The organism is Corynebacterium fournieri (genome assembly GCF_030408775.1).
Taxonomy (GTDB): Bacteria; Actinomycetota; Actinomycetes; order Mycobacteriales; family Mycobacteriaceae; genus Corynebacterium; species Corynebacterium fournieri.
The window spans coordinates 835,094-856,713 of the sequence record NZ_CP047210.1; the positions used below are offsets into that span (position 1 = coordinate 835,094).

Consider the following 21,620-nt stretch of genomic DNA (forward strand, 5'->3'; position numbering starts at 1 on the left):
TTTTAAGTAAGCCTAGGCTAATTAATAGGAACGTGAGTGAATGTAAGGTAAGCCTTACATGCTGTCAAATACGCGGCCCCAGCGTGGGGGGATGGCGGCCAGGCGAGCGGCCGCCGCACGAAACGCGACGCGGGGGCGGGACTAGAACCGAGTGAGCAGGTTCTCCAGTTCTTGCTGCAGCTTCGGCCACGGCTGGGCGAGGTTGAGCGTCGTCGCGCCGAGCCGATGTCCGGCAATCATGGCGTCCAGCTCCGGCTGCACGTGACCGTCAGTTTTGGCGTAGAGCAACAAACCCGCCACGTGGGGGCGCGTCGCGGCGGCATGCTGGACGTACGTGCTCAGCTGGTAGAGGTTCCCAGAGTGGAACGTTGCTTTGCCGAACCGGCCGTCCTGCATCGAATCGCTGTAGAACTTCGTGTCCACAATGAGTGTGTCTGTCCCGCGCTGAAGCGTGATGTCGGTTCGCATCCTGGGCAAGTAGCTGGTGCCGACGGGAGAGAGCCCACCCGGATCCGCCACATTCCAGGGAATGTGCGCGGCGCTTACCCCAAGTTCCGGGTGGTGAAAGCGGAAATACTCCCTGACGAACCGCTCGAACAGTGAGCTCATCGCGTCCTCGTCGAGCCAGGGCAACAGTGACTCGCCTGCGCCGTCTTTCGGCAGCAGACCTTTCACCGCGAGTTCGCACGCGTTCAAGAGAAACCGATACGAGGAGTTCTGACGGTGCAGCCCAATATCGGCCCAACGGATCATTCGAGGTGAAACTGCAGCAACGCCGTCGAAGAAGGGCAGCAAACGGGAAAGCGCTTGCTGTCTCGGTTCCGTCACTGAGTCGCATCGTGCAAGCATCAGTATCGTCGCCCTGACCGCCTGGTTGACGGGGGTGTCGGCCACGTACTCGTCGTATCGGCAGACAAGTTTGCCGCGCACGAACGACTGGGAGCGCAGAGAAGATTGCATGTCGATTCGTCCGCGAACCGTGGCCAATTCCTCCGACTGCTGCACGTAACAGTGATCGAGCCCGCGCTTCACCTGCTTCGCTGTCTCTTGGGCAATGATCTCGGCGAGGAGGTCGTGGACATGTTCGAACTCGGTGGTGGCTTGCGGGACGCCGTCGACAAGCGAAAGCGCTCTAAACGCGTACGCCATCATGACGTACACATTGCCCACAAGCACTGAAGACTTAGACATCGAGCGCACCGCGAAGGGTCAGGCTCCACTGCTGGGCACGCTCAGGCTGGTCGAACCAATACTCCTCCAACAGAGGAACCAGCTCATCTTCAACCACGGAAAGCAACCAGAGGTCATCGCTTCGGCTCGCTTCATTGGCGGAGAGGTAGCTGTGGCCGATCGCGAAGCCGTGGCCGAGCCCCGGATCCTGAGAGATTTCGTGGTTGAGCGCTTGCAGGGCCTCCACCAGCGCGGTGAAAGCGGAGCTGTCCTCTGCTTCAATGAAACGGCGAAATTGTGCGGTGTCGAACCCGGGGGCCATCTCGAAGAACCCGAAGCGACGCCGCAGTGCGTAGTCGAGCACCGCGAGGCTGCGGTCTGCAGTGTTCATCATCCCGATGATGTGCACGTTCGCCGGCACCGAGAAGACCTCGTTGTTGTACACCATCCGCAGACCCTGGCCGTCGCGCTTGTCTGCCTCGATGAGCATGAGCAGCTCGCCGAAGATCTTCGAAATGTTGCCTCGGTTGATCTCGTCGATGATGAAGAAGTAGTCGCGTTCGGAGTCTTCTCTCGCACGTTCGCAGAACGAGTAGAACGGGCCCTCGACGAGGTCGAACCCTCCCTCGGCGTTCGGGCGGTAGCCCATGACAAAGTCCTCGTAAGAGTAGCTCTGGTGGAACTGCACCGACTGGATACGCGAGGTGTCCTTTTCCCCCATGACGGAAAACGCCAGCCGTCTCGCCGCGTAGGTCTTGCCCACACCTGGAGGGCCAGCCAAAATCACATTTTTCTTGCGCAAGAGCAGTGAACGCAGCCTGTCGTAGCGCTCGGCGGACATGTACACGTCGTGCAGAAAGTCTTCCTTTGCGTACCCGTCGACCTCTTTCGGGGCGGGCGTGAGCTTCGGGGTCTCGTCGAACAGCGCCTCGAGTCGTTCCACATACCCGGTCTTGCCGGTGATGTCGGTCAGCGTCTTCACAATAGCGCCGCCCGGATTCGGCCAGCGTCCCGTGTGCGTCCATTCGACCGAGCGGACATTGCGGTAGATTTCGCGCTCCGGCTCGTAGCGCGGCTGCGAGATGACGCGTCCTCTGCCCACAATGTGTTTGCCTCCGCGTTTGGCAAACACGATGTCACCCGGCTGCATGTCATGCTGGAACTGCCAGATCGCCAGTTTGTCGTGCATGTAGGACAAACCGGCCGCGTCAGTGTCGAGTGCGTCGCGGATCGCCTCCTTGCTCGTGTACTGCGCGAAGTCGCCGATCTCATCCCACCCCAACGCCATCAGGCCGCTTTCTTGGTGGTCCTGCCAGTAGATCGCGTCGGGGCCCGGCGCGAATAGCCAGTAGTGCACTCCGCGAGGTTCGAGCTCCTCATCGGGGCGCGTCGGCGGCGAGTCCCACATCTCATTCACCCCGGGCGACCAGAAGTGGAAGGGCGCGCGGCCTTCACGTGCAAGTGAGGTGCGGATAGCGAGCAGTTGCTTGTCGACGTCCTCCGGTTCCTGCCCAACCGCTCCTTCCAGCTGGTCTGCAAGCCCGCTGCAAATCGCCACTTTCATCTTTTGGGAGGAAATCGGTTCGAACACATCCGGGCGGATCAGGAACTGTACGGCGTTGCGGATGTCAGAACGGTCCTCTCCGGATTCCAGCATCACGCGTTGCATCGTCCACGGGTCCTGCAGCGCTTCAGTGCGAACGTCCGGGGCGACCTGGTGCCAGTGCTCGATGAACTGCGCGAACCAGATAAGGTGGCGCCACAGTGCACCGTTGTAGCCTTGGTTGGGCTTGAAACCGGCAGGGCTTTGCGTGCTCATCCAATTAGCTACGGCCTCCGGGATCGCTGGCGGGTCCGGAGATATTGCCAGCACCTGTTCCACGTGGCCACGCCGGGTTTGAGGTCTTGCCATGTGGATGGGATGCTCGCGCAGCAAGACCATCTCCGCGGCAAGCAAGACAACCTGGCGGGGTGCGCCCTGAAGTTGTTGCTCCAACTTGGACCACTGCGTTTCATTGCCCTGGATGGGGTTGTCGGCGATCCGGTGCCTTAGTTCGTGCGCGGCTTCGGCGGTCCAGATTGTTGCGGCGGGGTCGAGGACCGATTGGCCGCCGCCAAGCATCTGCTCGATGATGGGCCGAACCTGCCGAGCCATTTCCATGTCATCGGCTGGGCGGGAGAGGGCGACAAAATCGTTCATGCTGGCCAGTGTGCCACGGCGGTCCCAGTGTGTGGGCCCCGGCGGAAAGCGTGTTGGTAGGCTCGCCCCAATGTCGCCCGAAAACATCTTGCTGCGCCTGCCAGAGGAGGAAGAGCAGACCATCAGGGCGATTTACGCGCAACTGGCCGAGCGGGGCCTGCCCGAGCAGCACCAGCGCCCGCACATCTCCGTCACCTTCGCGCCGAAGATGCACCGCCGCGCGATCGGCGAAGCGACGGCGTTGCTGCCGCCGCATCTGCCGGCAGCTTTGCGACGGTCCGGCTTCGCCATCTTCGGCACCAAGTCAAAGCAAACTGTGGCTTGGTTGCTGGAAGCGCCGGAGGGGCTCGAACGCGCCGCCAGAGAAGTCAGCGCAGCAAACCCGGAGGGGCGCGGCGAGCGCTGGATCCCGCACCTGACCATGGGGCTGCGCCTGCCCAAGCGGGTCGTGCCGGACTACATTGCCGCGCTGCAGGAGGTCACCTCGCCGCACCTCAAGGAGATTACTGCGCAGCGCGCGGCGTTTTACCAGCCGAGCCTTGGCGCCGAGCTGGAGCTTTGAGTCAGTCGTGGAGGGGCGAAGCGCCGTCGATAGGCAGCTGTTCGCCGGGCAGAGCAGCATTCGAAGCTGCGACGACCACGTTGCCGTAACCGCGGCCGACGCGCCGGACGGCGGTGTGCGCGAAGACCTGCTGCAGCCCGGCGAGCTCCGCACGGGTGCGCGGCAGCCCATCGCTATCGCCGACATTGGCTACGAACAGTCCATCGGGGGACAGGGCGCGACGCGCAGCGTGGAAGAACTCGACGGTGGTCAGCGGCCGTGGCGTGTCTGGGCCGGAGAAGACGTCGCGCACAATCACGTCCACTGACCCCGGCGCGAGCGCGTGGGTGAACGCGCGGGCCTCGGCGACCACGATCTCCACGGGTGGGTCGAACGTGTCGCGCACCAGTGTTGCCAAACCGCGGTCCAGCTCCACGGCAATGTTGCGGCTCGGCCACCGGTGCTGCACGTAACTTGGCAGCGCGCAGCCGGCGGCGCCGAGGTGCACCGCCGTAAACGGCTCCGGAAGCTTGCAGGAGCCGATGAACTCTGCGATCCACTGCATGTAGTCGTACTCGAGCACCTCGGGCGCGCCGGGCACGACGTATGAGGAGGGCACCCGGTTGACCTCTAGGACGTATGCGCCGTCGCGCTGCGGATCGGCGACGATGCAGGCAGTGCCCGTGTCAATGGGGTAGGAACCCTCGATGCGCTTCTTCGCCGCGCGGGGCTTGCGGGTGCGGTCTGCCATGGGACCATACATACCTGCTGTGTGACTGTTATCGCATGTGGTTTCGGCGCCTGCGGGGGGTTTCGTTGATACGATCGCGCCATGATCTACCTGTCGCAGGACTATGTCGCGGGGCTGGAGAAGACGCAGACCTCGCGGATTGAGGTCGACTTCGCCTCGCTGCCTCGCGACCCCAACGTGTTATTCGCCGAGTGGTTCGAGCACGCCGTGGACGAGGGGCTTCGCGACGTCTCCGCCGTCTCCCTCGCGACCGTGGACGAGCTCGGGCTTCCCGAGGTTAAAATCGTCGACATTCTCCACCTGGATTCCGACGGGTTCCACTTCGGCACCGGGAAGCGAACCGCCACCGTCAAGCAGTTGGAGATGTCCGGAGCCGCGGCGCTGAACTTCTGGTGGCAGCCGCTGCGCCGCTCCGTGCGCGTGAAGGGCACCGCGCATAGGAAATTCGACGGCGAACGTCTCAACGTGTGGTGCATCCAGCCGGAGCACTTCGAGTTCTTCCAGCTCTGGGGCAGCCGAGAAAACGCCGACAAGCTGATCTACCGCCGCGACGAGTTGGGGGACTGGGAACGCATCCCGCTGCCCGGCGGCGTGTAGTCAGTCGTTCCAGGATTTCGTCCGGGCGAAGCAGCACGCCGCGACCGCACCTGCCGCGATGACGGCGCACGGCAGCCACATCGAGTTGCCCATTGCCTGGGCGAACGGGACGTGCAGTGCCTCCGGCAGAGGGCCGGTTTGCTGGCCCGCGGCCGTCTCGCCCGCGCCGCCGCCCAGCTTGGCTGCCAGCTGGGAGGACATCATTGCGGCGATGGCGGCGGAGCCGATCACCGCCCCGATCTGGCGGGTGGTGTTGTACACGCTGGAGCCAGCTCCGGCCAGGCGCGGATCCAGGTTGCGGGTGGCGATCATGGAAAGCGGGCCCCACATCATCGAATTGGCCACGCCGTAGACCACCGCGATGGCGTACATCCAGCGCGGATCCACCTCCGGGGTGGTAATCAGCGCGGAAAGCGCCATCGACACGGCAGCCAAGGACAAGCCCGCGATCGCGTACGGCTTCGGATCGTGGGTGTTGGTCAACTTGCCGATAAACGGCGAGAGCACACCCGAGACCAGACCCGAGGGCAGCACAAGCAGCGCGGCCTGGGTGGGAGTAAAGCCCTGCACCGTCTGCACGTAGATCATCCACGGGATGATGTAGGTGGAAATGGCGAAACCGACAGTGGAAATGGTCACCCCGGCGAGGGAGAAGTTGCGGTCCTGGAACAGTGCCAGCGGCACCAGAGCGCGCTCGCCCTGCGTGGACTGCCACCGCAAAAACACCGCCATGGCTGCGGCGCCGACCGCAAGCAACGCCCACACGCGCCAGTCCCAGTCGAAGGTCTCCGCCTCCTGGATACCGAAGACCAAACAGAACATGCCGACAGAGCTCAACGCCACGCCCACCCAGTCGAAGTGGCGGTTCGTCTTCTCCAACCGGGGGACGTGGATCCAGGCCAGAATCAAACCGAGCACGCCGACCGGGACGTTGACGAAGAAGATCCAGGGCCAACCGGAGGCGTCGACAAGCACACCGCCCAACAACGGCCCGACGACGGTGGCGAGGCCCGCAGTCGCGCCCCACACACCCATCGCCCCACCGCGCTCCTTCGGAGAGAACGTGCGGATCATCACCGACATCGTCTGCGGAGTCACCATCGCCCCGCCGAGGCCCTGGAACGCGCGGGCGGCGATGAGCGCCGCTGGCGACGCCGCCAGCCCGCAGGCCAACGAAGACGCAGTAAACAGCGCCAGGCCCGCAAGGTAAATCGTGCGGGGGCCGAAGCGATCGCCCAAACGCCCAGTGATCAGCAACGGCACCGCGTACGCGAGCAGGTAGGCGGAGTTGACCCAGATGACCTCGTTGTACGACGCCCCCAAGCCCTCCGAGATCGCGGGGATAGCCACGGAAACGATGGTGGAATCCACCAAAATCATGAAAAAGCCCAGCATCATCGACCACAAGGCCGGCCACGGCGAACGAGTTACGTTTTGCTGCACCGGGGCGATGATACTGGGCTTGGCTGACAGGACCTACTGGGGCAGCATCGCCTGCACCGATTCCGGCAGCATGTCCTTGTACAGCGGCAACGTGGCCGCGCCGATGGCGCCGACACCCGCGAGCACACCCAGGATGATTGCCAAGGTGCGCACGGTGGAGGAGGAGCCGGACGCTTCCGACTGGTCTTCAGCCTGGTTGCCTTCAGCCTCCGCATCGGGCGTTGCCTCGGCGCCGGGCTCCAGGACCTCCACCACGGGTTCCTCGCGCACGGCGTCGGCGTCGATGCCGTACAGCTTGTCCAGGCCCTTCACGTTGAACTGGGTGGCGGTGTAGCGGTCGCCGGTCTTGGTGTTCCACTGGGACACGACGATGTCCATGTCGTCCAGGTGCGACCCCGGCACGATGTAGCCGCCGTAGGGCTGGGACCAGTTCAGCGGGGTCTGATCGCGCTCCCACGGTCCGTTGTGGGCCACAGTGGCCACGCGCACATCATTCCAGTTGCGCTCGAGCGTGTCGGAAATGCGAACCTCCACATCCTCCGTTTCCTCGTTGAACATCACCAGGACCCAGTGCCCGTCGATGTAGCGCAGGTTCATCTCGCCTGCGCGCACGTCGCGGTCCAGGATCGGCTCGGCCTCCTTGCCCCACTCGCCCGAAGATTTGCTGTACACCTCCCAGTTGGCCGGCTTGCCAATGTCTTCCGGCTCGAAGCGGAACAGGAAGACGGGCGATTCGCGGCCGAACTTCGTGCCCGTGGCGTAGATGTAGCCGTCCGGTCCCTTCTCCCAGCTGATCAGCTGCGACAAACCGCTCAAGTAGTCGCCGGGGGTGGAGGCGACGGAGGACCAGGATTTGCCCTGGTCGGTGGACTTCCACACCTGGGAGGAAAGCACGGTGCCGAGCGGGGCGTGCCACGTGCCCTGCATGTACAACACGCCGCCGATGTTGATCACGTCGGAGGGGATCAGCGTTTTCTCACCGACGCGGTGGTAATCGATCATGTCGGTGACTTCGGAGGTGTTGTCGATGGGGCGGACGATCTTGATAAAGCCGTCCTCGTCCTTCGTCGCCACCACGCCCACCGGGCTCATCCAGCCGTTGCCGAAATCGCCGCGGAAGGAATCGCCGAAGATCATGGCGAACTCGTCGTCGCTGATCGGGGCCATCGTGCCCAGATCGCCGGTGCGGAAGCCGGTGTGCTCGGAGTACTTGCCCAGTACGTCGTCCATGATTTGGATGGTGGTGCCGTTGGGCATCCGCATCGGTGAGGAGGCGGTCTTCTTCGGTGGTTCCACGTTCACCCACGGTTTCTTCTCGGTCCGCTTCTTCGCGGGGGTGCCGGAGGAGCTGCTCAGGCTCGATTGCGCGTGCGCCGCAGGCAGGGGCACGGCAGCCAATGCAAGTGCGCCGGCCACGCCAGCACTGATCAGGGACAGGGGCTTCGACGAGGTGCGCATCAAGTTAGCCTTTTCAACAAATGTTACTCAAAGTGTGCAAAGAGACAGAGAGCACTGTAGCACCTGGCGCCGACTCGGGTGTGGGCTAGAAAAGCCCGGATGCGAGCGTGTCGCATCCGGGCTTTCACCTGCGTAGTAGAGGCTAGACCGCGTCGGTTTCGTTCGGGTCGTTGTCGGCGTCCGCCTTGGTTTCGTGGCGGGTGCCCGGCTTGTGCTCCGCCGGGGCGTAGATGGAGTAGAGCTTCGCCGGCGCGTCGGACTCGTTGACGAAATTGTGCCACTTGCCGGCGGGCACGAACGCCGCCCAGTCAGCCTTGATCACTTCGTCGATCTCGAGGTCGTCCTCGGACGGGCCGATCTTCGCGCGCAGCTCGCCTTCCTCGAGGCGGAGGAACTGGTCGTGGTCGTCGTGGATCTCGGCGCCGATCTCGCCGCCGACCGGGATGGTCATGACGGTCAGCTGCAGGTTCTTGCCGGTCCACAGCGTGTCGCGGAACGCCCCGTTGTCCAGCGTCGCCTTCTCAATGTCCACCACGTACGGGTTCGGTCCCTTATCAGCCATCGTTGCTCCTTTGTTGTTGGAATCACTCCAATTCCGACTGTAGGAGCATTTGCTTAGCGACGGTGCCTCCCGCCCCGCCTGCGACGCCGGTTCTTGCGTCTGAGCTGGACTTTCTCCACCTCCGTGAGGTAGCCGTCCCCCTTATTTTGCGCGGCCACGGCCGTCGGCTCGGGGCGTTGCGGTTCCTCGGCGGGCTCGTCGATGCGCCCGAACATCTCCGTCGGTGCACCGAGTTCCTGGGGCCGCGCGCCGCCGCCGAGGGAGACGTAGCGCGCAGTGTGCCGCGGTTTTACCTCGTCGTCGGGGTCGGTGGCGAAGTCCCGGTCCACCGTGACAGCCCACCCGCCGCCGGGGAAATCGATGAGCTGCCACGGTTCGGTCCGCCGCTGCGGCGCGCCCGAGAGTGCGGGCACCTGCTCGGTGCCCTCCTCCGGAGCGGCGGCGTCCACACCGGCCATCCCGTCCAGCAGCAAAACGCGCGCCCACAGCTCACCGTGCTCGAATCCTTGAAGCCAACGCAGCGCAGCTTCACTGTCGGGTTCGGTGAGGGCGCCGAGGACTCGACCGTCGAGGGTGGCAAGCGTTGCGCCGTCCATAGGCAAAAGCCCCACGAACCACTGGCCGGGGGAGCGCTGTTCGAGCTCGGCGGCGCCAAACTCGCCGACGGACGTATCCACCACCAGCATGTCGCCGGGCCGCAGCACCGCCGCGTCCTCCGGAGCGTTGTTGCGCGGCACCGCAAGTTGCGGCTCCGGCAGGACCACGTGCACGTCGAACCGGCCCGTCTGCCCGTTGAGGCTAACCGCGGCCACGGTCGCCGGCTGCAAGAAAGAGGAGTGGATGCGCTCGATCTCAGGAAAGTGGGCGCGCCACTCGGGCGCGACCTCGCCAAGCACAGGGCCGGGAAGATCACCGGTGCTGCGCCGGCGGACCCGCCACGACCGGTTGAGCGGGTTAGCTTCCAGCACCACGTCCACATACGTAGTGCCTCGCCGCCCCGCGAAATCCGAAAAGAGGGCGGCCTGCGAGACGTGGTCCACGGGCACTTCCACGCCCGCGCCCCACGTGGACGGGGCGAGGGGGTACTGCTTGGCTGCCATAGGGCGAATTGTAGGCAGGCGCTAGCGCAGCTTCTTCACCAGCTGCACCACGCCGAGCACGATGAAGCCGACGATCAAGCCCGCGACCATGGAAATGCCGGTCTCCACGAACCAGCCGAGCGCGCCGCCGCCGACGGCTTCCTGGCCCAGGGCGATGATGTGGTGCGGCCAGTGCCAGCCCACCACTTCGTCCAAACCGCGGATAATCAGGTGGCCGCCCACCCACAGCATCGCGACGGTGCCGATGACGCCGATGGCATTGAGCACGTGCGGCATCGCCTTGACCAGCGCACGGCCGAGCTTCGGTGTGTTGCCACGCTCGATCATGCCGCGGCCGATGTCGTCGATCTTGACCAACAGCCCAACTGCCCCGTAGACGGCAAGCGTGATGAAGATGCCCACGGCCACCAGCACGGCCGCCTCCATCCACACCGGCTGGTCCTTCACCTCGTCGAGGGAGATGATCATGATTTCCGCCGACAGGATCAGGTCGGTGCGGATGGCGCTGTTGGCCAGATGGTCTTCGTCTTCTTCGGACTTGTTCGCGGCCTTCTCCGCTTCCTCATCCGCGTTGGAACTGAACTTGTGCGCGATCTTCTCCGCGCCCTCGAAGACGAGGTACGTGCCGCCGAGCATGAGAATCGGGGTCAGCGCCCACGGGGCGAAGGCGTTGAGCAACAGCGCGATCGGCAGGATGATCAGCAGCTTGTTGCGCAGCGAGCCTTTGGTGATGCGCCAGATCATCGGCAGCTCACGCGCCGGGGTGACACCGGAGACGTACTGCGGGGTCACCGCCGCGTCGTCGATGACTACGCCAGCGGCTTTGGCGGATGTTTTCGCGGTCATGCCGGCCACGTCGTCCGCGCTCGCGGCGGCGGTGCGGGCGATCAGGGCGACGTCGTCGAGCAGGGCAAGTAGGCCACCGGCCATGTGGGATCCTTCCGGTCGGAGCTGGGAACTCGACCAGCATACGGTGTAAACCGTGGTTGATGTAGCATCATTCGTGCATAACTGAACCGCACACGGGTGCCGCCGCAGAGCACGCGGCGGCTGAGATGCCGAACACTCCTCGGCGAACCGTCGAACCTGATCCGGGTAATTCCGGCGATAGGAAGGAAGCACATGACTGCACCCGCCAATCCCGCGGCGCCGAAAAACAATTCCTGGCGCGTCATCGACATCGTCACTGCAGCCGTCCTGGGCGTTGCCTGCGGCCTGTTGTTTTGGGTGTGGAACAGCGTCGGCTACGCCGGATTCAAGGCGCTCGACGCACTGACACCGGGGCTGGGCGGGCTGGTCACCGGCATCTGGTTTACCGGTGGTGTGCTCGGCGGGCTGATCATCCGTAAGCCAGGCGCGGCCGTCTTCGTCGAGGTGCTCGCTGCGTCCGTGTCGGCAGTGCTCGGCAGCCAGTGGGGCCCTGAAACCGTGTACTCCGGTCTTGCGCAGGGTCTCGGCGCGGAGCTTGTGTTCCTGGTGTTCGCCTACCGCCGCTTCGGGCTTCCGACCGCGGTGCTTTCCGGCATCGGCGCTGGCGTCGGCGCGTTCATCCTGGAGCTCTTCCTCACGCCGAACCTGGCCATGAGCCTGCAGTTCAACCTCATCTACCTGACGTGCCTGATCATCTCCGGTGCGGTGCTCGCCGGCGTGCTCAGCTACTACCTGGTCAAGGCGCTGGCCCAGACTGGCGCGCTGGACCGCTTCGGTGCGGGCCGCGAGCGTTTCAACACCGCCGCGTAGATGTCGCTGGCCATTCGAGCGCAGGGGCTGAGCTACCAGCACGCCACCCGCCCGGCTCCCGCGTTTACCGGCGTGGACCTCGACGTCGAGCGCGGGGAGCGCGTCCTCATCACCGGCGACTCGGGCTCCGGGAAATCCACGTTGCTCGCAGTGATTGCGAAGCTTATCGACGACTCAGAGGACGGCAGCCGCTCCGGCACCATCGACGTGGACGGAACCGTCGGCATGGTCATGCAGGACCCGGAAGCGCAGACCATCTTGTCCCGCGTGGGCGACGATGTCGCCTTCGGGGCCGAAAACCTCGGCGTGCCCCGCCATGAGATCTGGCCGCGGGTGGAACGCGCGCTTGATGCGGTGGGCCTGGATGTGCCTTTGGAGCACAGCACCGCGCACCTGTCCGGCGGGCAGAAGCAGCGCCTTGCACTGGCGGGCGTTATCGCGATGGGAGCGGACATCCTCGTCCTGGACGAGCCCACCGCCAACCTGGATCCGCGCGGCCGCGACGAGGTCATCGCCGCGGTGGACCGGGTCTGCCAGCGCACCGGCGCCACCTTGATCGTGGTGGAGCACCGCCCGAAGCACTGGGCGGATGTGGTGGAAACCTACTACCGCCTAGACAATTCGGGCCTGGTGCGCATCAGCGCCGCCGAGCTACCGGACGCGCCGGCGCTGCCCCCGGCGAAGAAGGTGGCAGCGGGGGTGCCTGCGGCCGTCGCAACGCACGACCTGCTCACACGCTTCGGGCCGCCGCGCACAGTGCGCGCGCCGGAGGGTTACTCCACCGTCATCACAGGGGAAAACGGCTCGGGCAAAACCACGCTCGTCGAGGTGCTGGCGGGGCTGACTGCTCCGAAGCAGGGGCGGGTGGAGTACTCGGACGCCGTCGCGCAGGGGCTGGAAAAGCCGTCCATTCAGTGGTCGTCGAAGGACCTTGCACACCGCATCGGTTACGTGTTCCAGGAACCGGAGCACCAATTCGTCACCGCCACCGTGCGCGAGGAGATGGCGCTTTCGGGCGCGCCGCAGACACGCATAGACGACCTTCTGCACCGGCTGCGCCTCGAGCACCTGGTCAACGCGAACCCGTTCACCCTCTCCGGCGGGGAGAAGCGGCGCCTGTCCGTGGCCACCGCCCTGGTCAACGCACCCCAGCTGCTGATCTTGGACGAGCCGACGTTCGGCCAAGACGACCGCACCTTTGTGGAGCTCGTCGGGCTGATCCGCGAGCTGACCGAACAGGGCGTGACCGTCATTTCCATCACTCACGACGAAGCATTCATCGCCTCCTTGGGCGACCACGTCGAGCACATCACGGCGGGTGAGCGGTAAATGAATCTCCTTCGCGGCATCAACCCCGTCACGCGCATCCTCGGCCTGGCGCTTTTGACCACGCCGCTGATGTTCACCATCGACTGGGTCTCCGCCACCGTCGTGCTCGCCTTCACACTGTCGATGGTGCCGCTGTGCGGCTTGAGCTTCGGCCGTTTTCTCAAACGCGCGGCGCCGATTCTGCTTGTCGCACCGCTCGCGGGCATCCCCATGGCCCTCTACGGCCAGGCGGGAGGGCAGACGTATTTCGAGTGGGGGCTGGTGCACGTCACTGAACTGTCGGTCTCGCTCGCGTGGGCTGTGATCCTGCGCGTGTTGGCGATCGCGCTGCCTGTCGTGCTGCTTTCGGCAGACGTGGACCCCACGGACCTCGGCGACGGACTGGCGCAGGTGCTGCACCTGCCTGAGCGCTTCGTCATCGGCACCGTCGCGGCGCTGCGCATGCTCACGCTTCTTCGCAGCGACCTCGACGCCATGCGCCGCTCCCGCCGGGCGCGTGGCATCGCCGACCAGGGCAAGATCAAGTACTGGTTTTCCCTCTCGTTCGGCCTTTTGGTGATGTCGCTGCGCCGCGCCGGCAAGCTGGCCTCCGCCATGGAAGCGCGCGGTTTCGGCGGGCCGCACACGCGCATGTGGGCCCGCGAATCCAAACTCCGCACCCGCGATTGGGCAGTCATGGCCGCGTGCGTTGCCGTCGCCGCCGCCGCGCTCGCGCTCGCGTGGGCGACGGGCTATCTGCGCCCGGTGTGGGCTGTGCGATGACGTACACCTTGCTTATCGACGGGCCTTCGGGCGCCGGCAAAACCACCCTGGCCAACCAAATCGGCCACGCCTTGGGCATCCGGGTGGTGCACCTGGACGATTTCTACCCCGGCTGGAACGGCCTGGCCGCGGGCGCCCGGATGGTAGCCGAGGACGTGCTCGATCCGCGGCACCCGGGGTTTTGGCGCTGGGACTGGCAGCGAAACCGGCGCGCCGAGTGGGTCCCGCTCGAACCGGGGGCGGATGTGATTGTTGAGGGGGTGGGGGCGGTCACGGAGGCGTCGATAGGCGCTGCGAAAGCGCGCGGGGACGTGGACACGCTGCGGGTGAGCGCGGCCGCGGTAACGAGGAAAGCCCGGGCCCTTGAGCGTGACCCGGGCTACGCGCCGTGGTGGGACATGTGGGCGCAGCAGGAAAAGCTGCTGCCCAAAGTGGACGTGGACGTGGAGGTTAAGAGGGTGTGACCTCCTCGGGCGTGTACACCGTGCGCACACGGGAGCGCTCCGCGTCCGGGTCCGGAATCGGAATCGCCGACAGTAACGCCTTGGTGTACGGGTGCTCAGGGGTATCGAAGACATCGTCCGTGTCGCCGAACTCCACGAAGTTGCCCTTGTACATCACAGCCACGCGGTCCGACAGGTGGCGCACCACGGACAGATCGTGTGCGACAAACAAATAGGACAGACCCAATTTGCGCTTCAAAGAATCCAGCAAGTTGATCACGCCAGCTTGGATGGACACGTCGAGCGCGGAGACCGGCTCGTCCAGCACAATCACGGACGGGTTGGTGGCCAGCGCGCGGGCGAGGCCGATGCGCTGGCGCTGCCCGCCGGAGAAGTGGCCGGGGAAGCGGTCCAGCTGCTTCGCATCCAAGCCCACGGTGCGCATCAGCTCTGATATGCGGGCATCTTTGTCACCTTCGTACCCGAGCGCGTCGAGCGGCTCCTGGATGATTTCCTTGACGGTCATGCGCGGGTTCAGCGAGCTCATCGGATCCTGGAACACCATCTGGATGTTCTTGCGCGCCTCGCGCCGCTGGGACGCGTTCATCTTCGCGGCGTCCTGGCCGCAAATGACAATTCGGGAGTCGCCCTCCGGCTCCAGGTTCATAATCTCCAGCAGGGTAGTGGTCTTGCCAGAGCCGGACTCGCCCACGATCGCCATGCACTCGCCGGCGCGCACGTCGAAAGAGATGTGGTTGACGGCGGTGACGGTGCCGATGCGGCGCTTCACCAGCGCGCCCTTGGTCAGGGGGAACTCGCGGTGCAGGTTCTCCACCTCGAGCGTGACCTCGCGCTGATCGCGCGGGATGCCGGCGAACTTGTTCTCCGGCAGGACCGGGGCGGGAAACAGCGGCTTGCCGTTGATCTTGCCTTCGACGATTTCCTCGCGCCGGATGCAGGCAACCAGGTGGTCGTCGTTGTCGCCCTTGTCGGGGATGAGCGCCGGTTCTTTGGCCAGGCACTCGTCCACGGCGATGGGGCAGCGGGGCGCGAACTGGCAGCGGTCCGCGACGTCGATGAGCATCGGCGGGTTGCCGTCGATGTAGGTCAGCGGCTCAGAGGACGGCTGGTCCACGCGCGGCGTTGAGCCGAGCAAACCGACCGAATACGGCATCTTCGGGCTGCCGAACAGCTCGTGCACCTCGGCGCGCTCGACCGGGCGGCCGCCGTACATCACCAGCACATCGTCGGCAGTGCCAGCGACGACACCCATGTCGTGAGTGATCATGATGCAGGCCGCGCCGGTTTCGCGCTGCGCCTTCTTAATCACCTCGAGAATCTGCGCCTGGATGGTCACGTCCAACGCCGTGGTCGGCTCGTCTGCGATCAGCACCTTGGGGTTGTTGGCGATCGCGATGGCAATGACCACGCGCTGGCGCATGCCGCCGGAAAACTCGTGAGGGAACGACCGCAGGCGCTTTTTCGGCTCGGGGATGCCCACCAAGTCCAGCAGCTCCGCTGCGCGGTCCATCGCCTTCGACTTGGAGATGGTGTTGTGCGCCTGGATGGCTTCCACCAGCTGGGTACCGATGTCGTAGACCGGGGTCAGGGCGGAGAGCGGGTCCTGGAAGATCATGCCGATGCCGTTGCCGCGGATCTTGGACATCGCGGCGTCGGACTTGCCCAACAGCTCGTCGCCCGCGAACTTCACCGAGCCGGTGACCTTGGCGTACTCGGGCAAAAGGCCCATCACCGCCAACGACGTCACGGACTTGCCGGAGCCGGACTCGCCCACGATGCTGAGGGTGCGGCCGGGGTAGAGGTCGAAGTCGACGCCGCGCACCGCGCGCACCACGCCCGCTTCCGAGGGGAAGGAGACGTGCAGGTCGCGCACGGCGAGCACCGGGTCGCCCGTCGGGGCGGGAGCGGCACCGTTGAAGCGTGCGCCGCCGGGATTGTGGATGCTGGTTGTCATGCTGCGGAGCCTCCGGAGTTCGAGTTCGGATCCAGCGCGTCACGCAGGCCGTCTGCGATAAACGCCATGGACACGGTGAGCAGGGTCAGGATCAGGGCGGGGAAGTAGAACTGCCACGGTGCGGTAATCAGCGTCGATGTACCGGTTTGCAGCAGGGTGCCGAGCGAGACGTCCGGCAGCTTCACACCGAGGCCCAGGAAGGACAGTGCGGTCTCCGACATGATGGTGGAGACGATGCCCAGCATCAGTTGGATGATCAACAGCGAAGCGACGTTCGGCACCACGTGGCGCACGATGGTCTTTGGGCGGGAAACACCCATGAACTTCGCCGCGCGCACATAGTCGTTTTCGCGGATGGACAGCGACAGCGACCAGATCACACGCGCTGAGTACATCCAGCCGAAGGCGATGAGCACCACGGTGAGCACCTTCCAATCGCCGCCTGAGCCGGAAACCAGCAGGGCGATGATGAGGAAGGTGGGCACGGCAAGCAGGAAGTGGATGATGGCCAGGACGACCTTTTCCACGCTGCCGCCGTAAAGCGCCGCGCCTGCACCCACGATGGCGGAGATGATCGTGGTGGCGATCGACGCTGGGATCGCGATGGTCAGCGAGCGCCCGAGGCCGTGGACCACTTGGGCGAACAGGTCGTTGCCGGAGTCGGTGGTGCCGAACCAGTGCTCGGATGACGGGCCGACCGACAGGTTCAAAAAGTCGGGGTCTTGGTAGTTCCACGGGGTGAGGAACTTGCCAAAGACGGCGAGGAGGACAAGCAGGAAGAAGATGATCAGGCCGATGACTGCCGCCTTGTTGCGCATGAAGCGACGGTAGTAGATCTTCGCCTTGCGGGTGGCCTTCATCGTCTGCTGGTCGTCGATGCTGTTGCCCTGTTTCGGGATGGGGCGGGGAGTGTTTTCCTCCTTGCTCATCACGCCGTCGGCTTGGCGGCCGGTCTCGGAGATGGCGGTGAGGTCGTTGAGCGGCATGTTCGCGTGCATGCCCAGGCTGGTGGAGCTGTGCGCGCGGGGGTCTTTGAGTTTGCGGGATGCGCCGCGTGAAGTGTTCGGTGCCATGTTCGGTGCTCCTTAGCTCACGCGCACGCGCGGGTCGAGGGCGACGACGATGAGGTCGGCCAGGATGGCGGAGACGGCGGTCATGGCGGCGCCGAACGCAGCCACGACGACAACCCCGTGGACGTCGTTACGCGAAATTGTCTGGATGAAGTACTGGCCCATGCCCTGCCAGGCGAAGATGCGCTCGGTCATCACCGCGCCGGTGAAAATGCCGGGCACGGAGAACGCCACCGAGGTCGCCACGGGGATCAGCGAGGTGCGCAGTGCGTGACGACGAACGGCCTGCGCCTTGGTCAGACCCTTCGCCCGGGCCGTGCGCACGTAGTCGGCGTTTAAGTTGTCCAGTAGCAGCGTGCGCTGCATGAAGTGGTAGCCGGCGTAGGAGATGATCAGCAGCGACAACGTGGGCAGCACCAGGTGCTGGGCGTAGTCCAGCATTTTTGGGCCGAAGCCCTCGATGCCCGGGGTGGACGCGCCGGTGACGTAGAAGATGCGCTTGCCGGTCCATTCGTTGATTTTCAGTCCGAGCCACACCACGGCGATGGACGCGACCACCACGTGGATGTTCATGGTGATGATGGAGATGCCCTGCCACATGCGGTCGGCGCGCTTGTACTGGCGCGACGCGGTGTACACGCCCAGGGCGACACCGATGATGATGGACAGCAAGGTCGCACCAAGCGTCAGCTGGGCGGAGACCCAAATGCGGTAGGAGACCTGTTCGTTCACAGAGTCGCCGAGAGGGGATTTTCCCCAGTCCCAGCGGGTGACTACGCCGGTCAGCCACGTCCACCAGCGCTCGATGAGTGGGGTGTTCGGGCTCAAGTTCAGCGGCTCGAGCAGTCGGTCGATCTGGTCGTCGGGCAGGGGAGGGCGCCGGCCGAAGTAGTTGGCGCGCGGGTCGAGGAAAAAACTGGCGAGGAAGTACGTCAGGTTGGTGGCCAGGAAAACGATCAGGCCCCAGCTCAGCGTTTTTCGGAGCAGGTATCGAAACATGTGGGTTCTCGGTTCCGGTGTCGACGGGTATGCAGGTTAAGGGCGGTAAACCAAGTGCCGAAGCCCGCCCAGCGTGTCGGCTGGGCGGGCTCGCACTCACTGCGGCTGTTTCACCAGGTTGTGAGCGGGGCTACTTGGCCCAGCCCACGTTTTCGATCGGCAGGACAGCAAAGGAGTTGGCGCCGTAGTTGGCCAGGCCCTTCTTCACAGCCACGATCTGGGGGCCGTTGGCGTAGGGCATGATGCCGTACTGGGCCAGAGCTTCCTTTTCCAGTTCGTTGGCGCGCTTGATCTGCTCGTCGGCGTCCGGGATCTGCTGCAGCTCCTCGATCTTCTTGTCCATCTCCGGGGTGCCGGTGCTGGACTTGTTCAGGTCGGAGTCGGAGGCGTAGGTCTGGCCGAAGTACGCCACACCGTACGGGTCGGAGGAGCTGAAGCCGGACATGAACAGGTCGAAGTCGCGCTCTGCGGTGACCTTGGAGAAGTCGGAGCTGGGGCGCTCTTCCACCTGCACGTCGACGCCGATGTTGCGCAGCATCGCCTGCAGTGCGGAGGTGGTTGCCTGCACCATCGGGGAGTCGCCGAGGGTGACGTAGCGCACCGAGAGCGGGTTGGACTCGTCGTACCCCGCTTCCTTGAGCAGCTCCTTGGCCTTCTCCGGGTCGTACTGTACAACCGCGCCGAAGTTGTCCTCGTAGCCTTCCTGAGTCTGGTACAGGGTGAACGAACCCGGCAGCTCCTCCGTGTAGCCGAGGCCCTGGAAGCGGATGGCGGCGAGCTGCTCGCGGTCAATGCCGCGCATGATCGCCTCGCGCACCCTGATGTCGTCCAGGCCGGGAGCGGTGGAGTTGATGGTCATCAGGTAGTTCGACGGCTGCAGCGCGGTGCGGATTTCCACTGCGTCGCCCATCTCCTTGGCGGTGGCCAAACGGTCGCGGGTGCCGGCGCCGGTGGCGTCGACCTCGCCTGCGCGGAAGGCGTTGAGGGACGCCTGGTCCTCCATCTGGCGGTAGCTGATCTTGTCCAGCTTCGGCTTTTCGCCCCACCAGTTTTCGTTGGGCACGAACGAGGCGGTGCCGGATTCGAAGTCGACGTTTTCCACCTTGAACGGGCCTGCGCCCCACTCGGGGTGGACCTGCTTGAGGTAGGCGTTCATGAACGTGTCGGCGTCTTTGACCTGCGGGGGCACGAGGGTGTCGAAGAGACCTTCCCACCAAGGATAGGCCTGCTTGAAGGTCACCACTGCCTGCTTTGCGTCCGCACCCTGGGTGACGGATTCGATCAGCTCGTAGCCGTCGGTGGAGTTGACCTGCACTTCCGGATTGGTGCCGTTGTTGAACTTCCAGGTGTTTTCGTAGGCGGTCCAGTCGAGCGGAGTCCCGTCGTTGTACTTGGCCTCCGGGTTGATCGTGTAGGTGACTACGGTCTTACCGTCGACGTCCTCGCTTTTCACGTCGGTCAGGTACGCCGGGTTCGGGTGGTAGGTGCCGTCGCCGTCGGAGAGGGACATCTGCGGGTTGTATTTGCTCCACAGCGTGCGGGTGTAGAGGTTCATGTTCGCGTGGAAGACGTTTTGCTGTTCTGCGATCTCGGTGATCGCGAGTGTGAGCTCGCCACCGTCTTGGATCTGGTCGCGCTCGAGCGGGTTGTAGTCGCCAGCGGCGTTGACCTGGAGCTGCTCGCCGTCGCCGGATTTCTCCGACTTGCTGTTGGCGGTTTCTTGGCCGCTCCCTGCCCCTGTGCTTTCAGAGTTGCCGTCCGAGGAGCAGGAGGCGAGTACGAGGGAGAGGGAGGACAAGCCGGCGAGAGCCGCGACGCGGAGGCGTTTGCTCATGGTCAGGTTCCTTTCGTAGGTCGTCCGTCCGCAGATGCTTTGCGACGGTTGCCCAAGGCGGGCACTGGTGCCGGCGGAATGTTCCGGCGTCTCCTGCACACTGCTCGGTTAACGCGATTCGGTAAACACGACGTGAATCAGGTTGAGCACAACTTACCGCACGTGTCATGTAGTTCACATTGCTTTGGCAAAGTATTTTGCGTTTTATGCGAAGAATTTTTCAACCGAAGTGGCGCAGATTGGAAAGTCTGCATGTAGTGGTGGGTGAACGACCACAACCGCTATAGCTATCAAACTATAGGTAAAAATGAATTTTATTCTTGCAAAGTAAAAACCCCACCCGACGGAAGTGCGGGTGGGGTTAACGCGAGGTGAATTAGCCGACGGGGGTGAGCTCCACTTCGTCCGCCCATGTCAGTTCGATGCCCTGAGCGCGCAGCCATTCCATCGCGTCGTCGCCGTGGCGGGTGATGCCCTCGACGGCGGCCAGCGTGACGTCGATAGTCATTTCTGCTTCTTCGGCCGAGATGTAGCCCGCTGAGGTGGCGGCGGCGAGCTCGTCGATGTCCAGCACGTCGATCGGGTTGCCGGTCAGCGAGACGAGGTCGACGTAGAGGTCGCGGGTGTGCCAGACCTCCCCGTCGACGTCGATGTCCGCGACGTCGAAGTAGAAGTCCTGTTTGCGCTCCGATCCCTCCCGGAAGTGGAAGATGTTGGCGCGCAGTCCCAGCTGGGGTAGCAGCCAGCTTTCCAAGTATCCGAACTCGGGGTGGTCTGCGCCGCGGCCCATGTACAGGCCGAAGTCGGTGACGCGGAAGGTGTCCACCTCGCGCAAGAATCCTTTGGGGTCGGTGTTGATGCGGGCTGCGGTGTCGAACGTCTCCTGCTTGACGGGGTGCAGATCGGCGGCCATGGGTTACCTCACGTCTATAGATGCGGCGGTCGGTGCGAACGGGCAGACCTTGTCCACGGTGCGCACGCTGCCGTCGACAACTGCCAGGACCCGCCCGGAGCCTGTGTCTGCGGTGGCGGACAAGGTGGCCGGTCCTGTGGGGTTTATCCCGTTGTTGCCCAATGGTGTTACGCCGGTTTGCAGGTTGGTCAGGTTGATCCAGTAAACCTTCATCTCTCCCTGGTCCTGTGCGGCGGCTGGGGTGCCCAAGGCGGTGAAGACGAACGTGGTTTGCCCCGCGCCCGCACCCGGGGCGGGCGCTTGCGCAGGTCCTGGCACTGCAATGGCGGAGGCGGTTGAGTGCAGCCCCTCGCCGATGCAGTTGCCGGAGACGGTGGGCCAATAAAACTGTGTGAACTGGGGTGCGTTTTCCGGCAGGGGAGGCCCGCCGAGTTCTCCGGTGCCGGCGAAGAACTGCACGGCGGTGCGCAGCGCGTTGCCCACCTGCTGCGGCACATAGGGCTGGTCGGCGAACGCGTTGACGCGCGCAACGGCCTGCGGCGTGGGGCGGCCGAGCGGGTCTACTAGAGACGACTGGGCGTGGGCAGTTTGCTTTGCGACGCCTCCGGCCACCACCAAACCGGCAGCGCAGACCGCCGCAACGGTGGCGCGAGCGAAAGATCGATAGTTGTGCACTTGCGCCACATTAGTCACATCCATAACAACGTCAAGCGGAACTGGCGTTTTGCTGTGT

At 64.5% G+C, this 21,620-nt stretch carries 20 protein-coding genes and 1 riboswitch; of the genes, 6 read left to right on the forward strand and 14 right to left on the reverse strand.

The genetic code is table 11. The features are described 5' to 3' along the window. Positions 1 to 141: 141 nt before the first annotated feature. Complete coding sequence (locus CFOUR_RS04135) at positions 142 to 1,152, reverse strand: 5-methylcytosine restriction system specificity protein McrC (RefSeq protein ID WP_230471787.1); 1,011 nt, start codon at positions 1,150 to 1,152, stop codon at positions 142 to 144. Positions 1,153 to 1,183: 31 nt separating this feature from the next. Next, positions 1,184 to 3,370 (reverse strand): AAA family ATPase, encoded by a 2,187-nt coding sequence (locus CFOUR_RS04140; protein ID WP_230471788.1) that lies wholly within the window; start codon positions 3,368 to 3,370, stop codon positions 1,184 to 1,186. Between the two features lie 70 nt (positions 3,371 to 3,440). On the opposite strand from CFOUR_RS04140, the gene CFOUR_RS04145 reads away from it, so the two are divergent. Further along, complete coding sequence (locus CFOUR_RS04145; RefSeq protein ID WP_085957513.1) at positions 3,441 to 3,932, forward strand: 2'-5' RNA ligase; 492 nt, start codon at positions 3,441 to 3,443, stop codon at positions 3,930 to 3,932. A gap of 1 nt (position 3,933) precedes the next feature. Here CFOUR_RS04145 and CFOUR_RS04150 read toward each other — a convergent pair whose 3' ends face one another. After that, the gene (locus CFOUR_RS04150; RefSeq protein WP_290180052.1) at positions 3,934 to 4,662 is read right to left on the reverse strand and encodes a spermidine synthase; all 729 of its coding nucleotides are present in this window, start codon (positions 4,660 to 4,662) and stop codon (positions 3,934 to 3,936) included. Positions 4,663 to 4,743: 81 nt separating this feature from the next. Here CFOUR_RS04150 and CFOUR_RS04155 point away from each other — a divergent pair, with 81 nt between their 5' ends. Next, positions 4,744 to 5,259, forward strand: a complete 516-nt coding sequence (locus CFOUR_RS04155; protein WP_085957515.1) for a pyridoxamine 5'-phosphate oxidase family protein — start codon at positions 4,744 to 4,746, stop codon at positions 5,257 to 5,259. On the opposite strand, the gene CFOUR_RS04160 is transcribed toward CFOUR_RS04155, so the two are convergent. The 5 genes from CFOUR_RS04160 to CFOUR_RS04180 form a co-directional block, all read right to left on the reverse strand. Continuing rightward, on the reverse strand, positions 5,260 to 6,702 hold the full coding sequence (locus tag CFOUR_RS04160; RefSeq protein ID WP_230471789.1) for a DHA2 family efflux MFS transporter permease subunit: 1,443 nt from the start codon (positions 6,700 to 6,702) through the stop codon (positions 5,260 to 5,262). A gap of 33 nt (positions 6,703 to 6,735) precedes the next feature. After that, complete coding sequence (locus tag CFOUR_RS04165; RefSeq protein WP_101706381.1) at positions 6,736 to 8,160, reverse strand: DUF4185 domain-containing protein; 1,425 nt, start codon at positions 8,158 to 8,160, stop codon at positions 6,736 to 6,738. A 142-nt stretch (positions 8,161 to 8,302) separates the two neighbouring features. Beyond that, on the reverse strand, positions 8,303 to 8,722 hold the full coding sequence (locus CFOUR_RS04170; protein ID WP_085957517.1) for a cupin domain-containing protein: 420 nt from the start codon (positions 8,720 to 8,722) through the stop codon (positions 8,303 to 8,305). 53 nt (positions 8,723 to 8,775) lie between these two features. Then, complete coding sequence (locus tag CFOUR_RS04175) at positions 8,776 to 9,822, reverse strand: hypothetical protein (RefSeq protein ID WP_085957518.1); 1,047 nt, start codon at positions 9,820 to 9,822, stop codon at positions 8,776 to 8,778. Positions 9,823 to 9,843: 21 nt separating this feature from the next. After that, positions 9,844 to 10,752, reverse strand: a complete 909-nt coding sequence (locus CFOUR_RS04180) for a DUF808 domain-containing protein (RefSeq protein WP_085957519.1) — start codon at positions 10,750 to 10,752, stop codon at positions 9,844 to 9,846. 82 nt (positions 10,753 to 10,834) lie between these two features. Further along, positions 10,835 to 10,953: riboswitch (TPP riboswitch) on the forward strand. Between CFOUR_RS04180 and CFOUR_RS04185 the strand changes: the two genes are divergently transcribed. From CFOUR_RS04185 to CFOUR_RS04200, 4 genes are all read left to right on the forward strand, one after another. Then, positions 10,945 to 11,562: an ECF transporter S component gene (locus CFOUR_RS04185; protein ID WP_085958418.1), complete on the forward strand. Its 618-nt coding sequence runs from the start codon at positions 10,945 to 10,947 to the stop codon at positions 11,560 to 11,562. It overlaps the preceding riboswitch by 9 nt. Further along, positions 11,563 to 12,891, forward strand: coding sequence for an ABC transporter ATP-binding protein (locus CFOUR_RS04190; protein WP_290180058.1), 1,329 nt, complete (start codon positions 11,563 to 11,565; stop codon positions 12,889 to 12,891). Then, the gene (locus CFOUR_RS04195) at positions 12,892 to 13,653 is read left to right on the forward strand and encodes an energy-coupling factor transporter transmembrane component T family protein (protein ID WP_085957521.1); all 762 of its coding nucleotides are present in this window, start codon (positions 12,892 to 12,894) and stop codon (positions 13,651 to 13,653) included. After that, a complete protein-coding gene (locus tag CFOUR_RS04200) occupies positions 13,650 to 14,117 on the forward strand; it encodes a nucleoside/nucleotide kinase family protein (RefSeq protein ID WP_085957522.1) in 468 nt (155 codons plus the stop codon). Before CFOUR_RS04195 ends, CFOUR_RS04200 begins: the two co-directional genes overlap by 4 nt. Here CFOUR_RS04200 and CFOUR_RS04205 read toward each other — a convergent pair. From CFOUR_RS04205 to CFOUR_RS04230, 6 genes are all read right to left on the reverse strand, one after another. Further along, entirely contained in the window at positions 14,104 to 16,071 is a 1,968-nt protein-coding gene (locus tag CFOUR_RS04205; RefSeq protein ID WP_085957523.1) for a dipeptide ABC transporter ATP-binding protein, read from the reverse strand. The genes CFOUR_RS04200 and CFOUR_RS04205 overlap by 14 nt on opposite strands. Further along, positions 16,068 to 17,144, reverse strand: a complete 1,077-nt coding sequence (locus CFOUR_RS04210; protein ID WP_230471790.1) for an ABC transporter permease — start codon at positions 17,142 to 17,144, stop codon at positions 16,068 to 16,070. Before CFOUR_RS04210 ends, CFOUR_RS04205 begins: the two co-directional genes overlap by 4 nt. Before the next feature lie 12 nt (positions 17,145 to 17,156). Beyond that, entirely contained in the window at positions 17,157 to 18,140 is a 984-nt protein-coding gene (locus CFOUR_RS04215) for an ABC transporter permease (protein WP_085957524.1), read from the reverse strand. A 130-nt stretch (positions 18,141 to 18,270) separates the two neighbouring features. Further along, a complete protein-coding gene (locus CFOUR_RS04220) occupies positions 18,271 to 19,974 on the reverse strand; it encodes an ABC transporter family substrate-binding protein (protein ID WP_085957525.1) in 1,704 nt (567 codons plus the stop codon). A gap of 376 nt (positions 19,975 to 20,350) precedes the next feature. Next, entirely contained in the window at positions 20,351 to 20,887 is a 537-nt protein-coding gene (locus CFOUR_RS04225; protein ID WP_085957526.1) for a ribonuclease FAU-1 family protein, read from the reverse strand. 3 nt (positions 20,888 to 20,890) lie between these two features. Then, positions 20,891 to 21,562: an Rv1157c family protein gene (locus CFOUR_RS04230; protein ID WP_230471791.1), complete on the reverse strand. Its 672-nt coding sequence runs from the start codon at positions 21,560 to 21,562 to the stop codon at positions 20,891 to 20,893. Positions 21,563 to 21,620 lie beyond the last annotated feature (58 nt).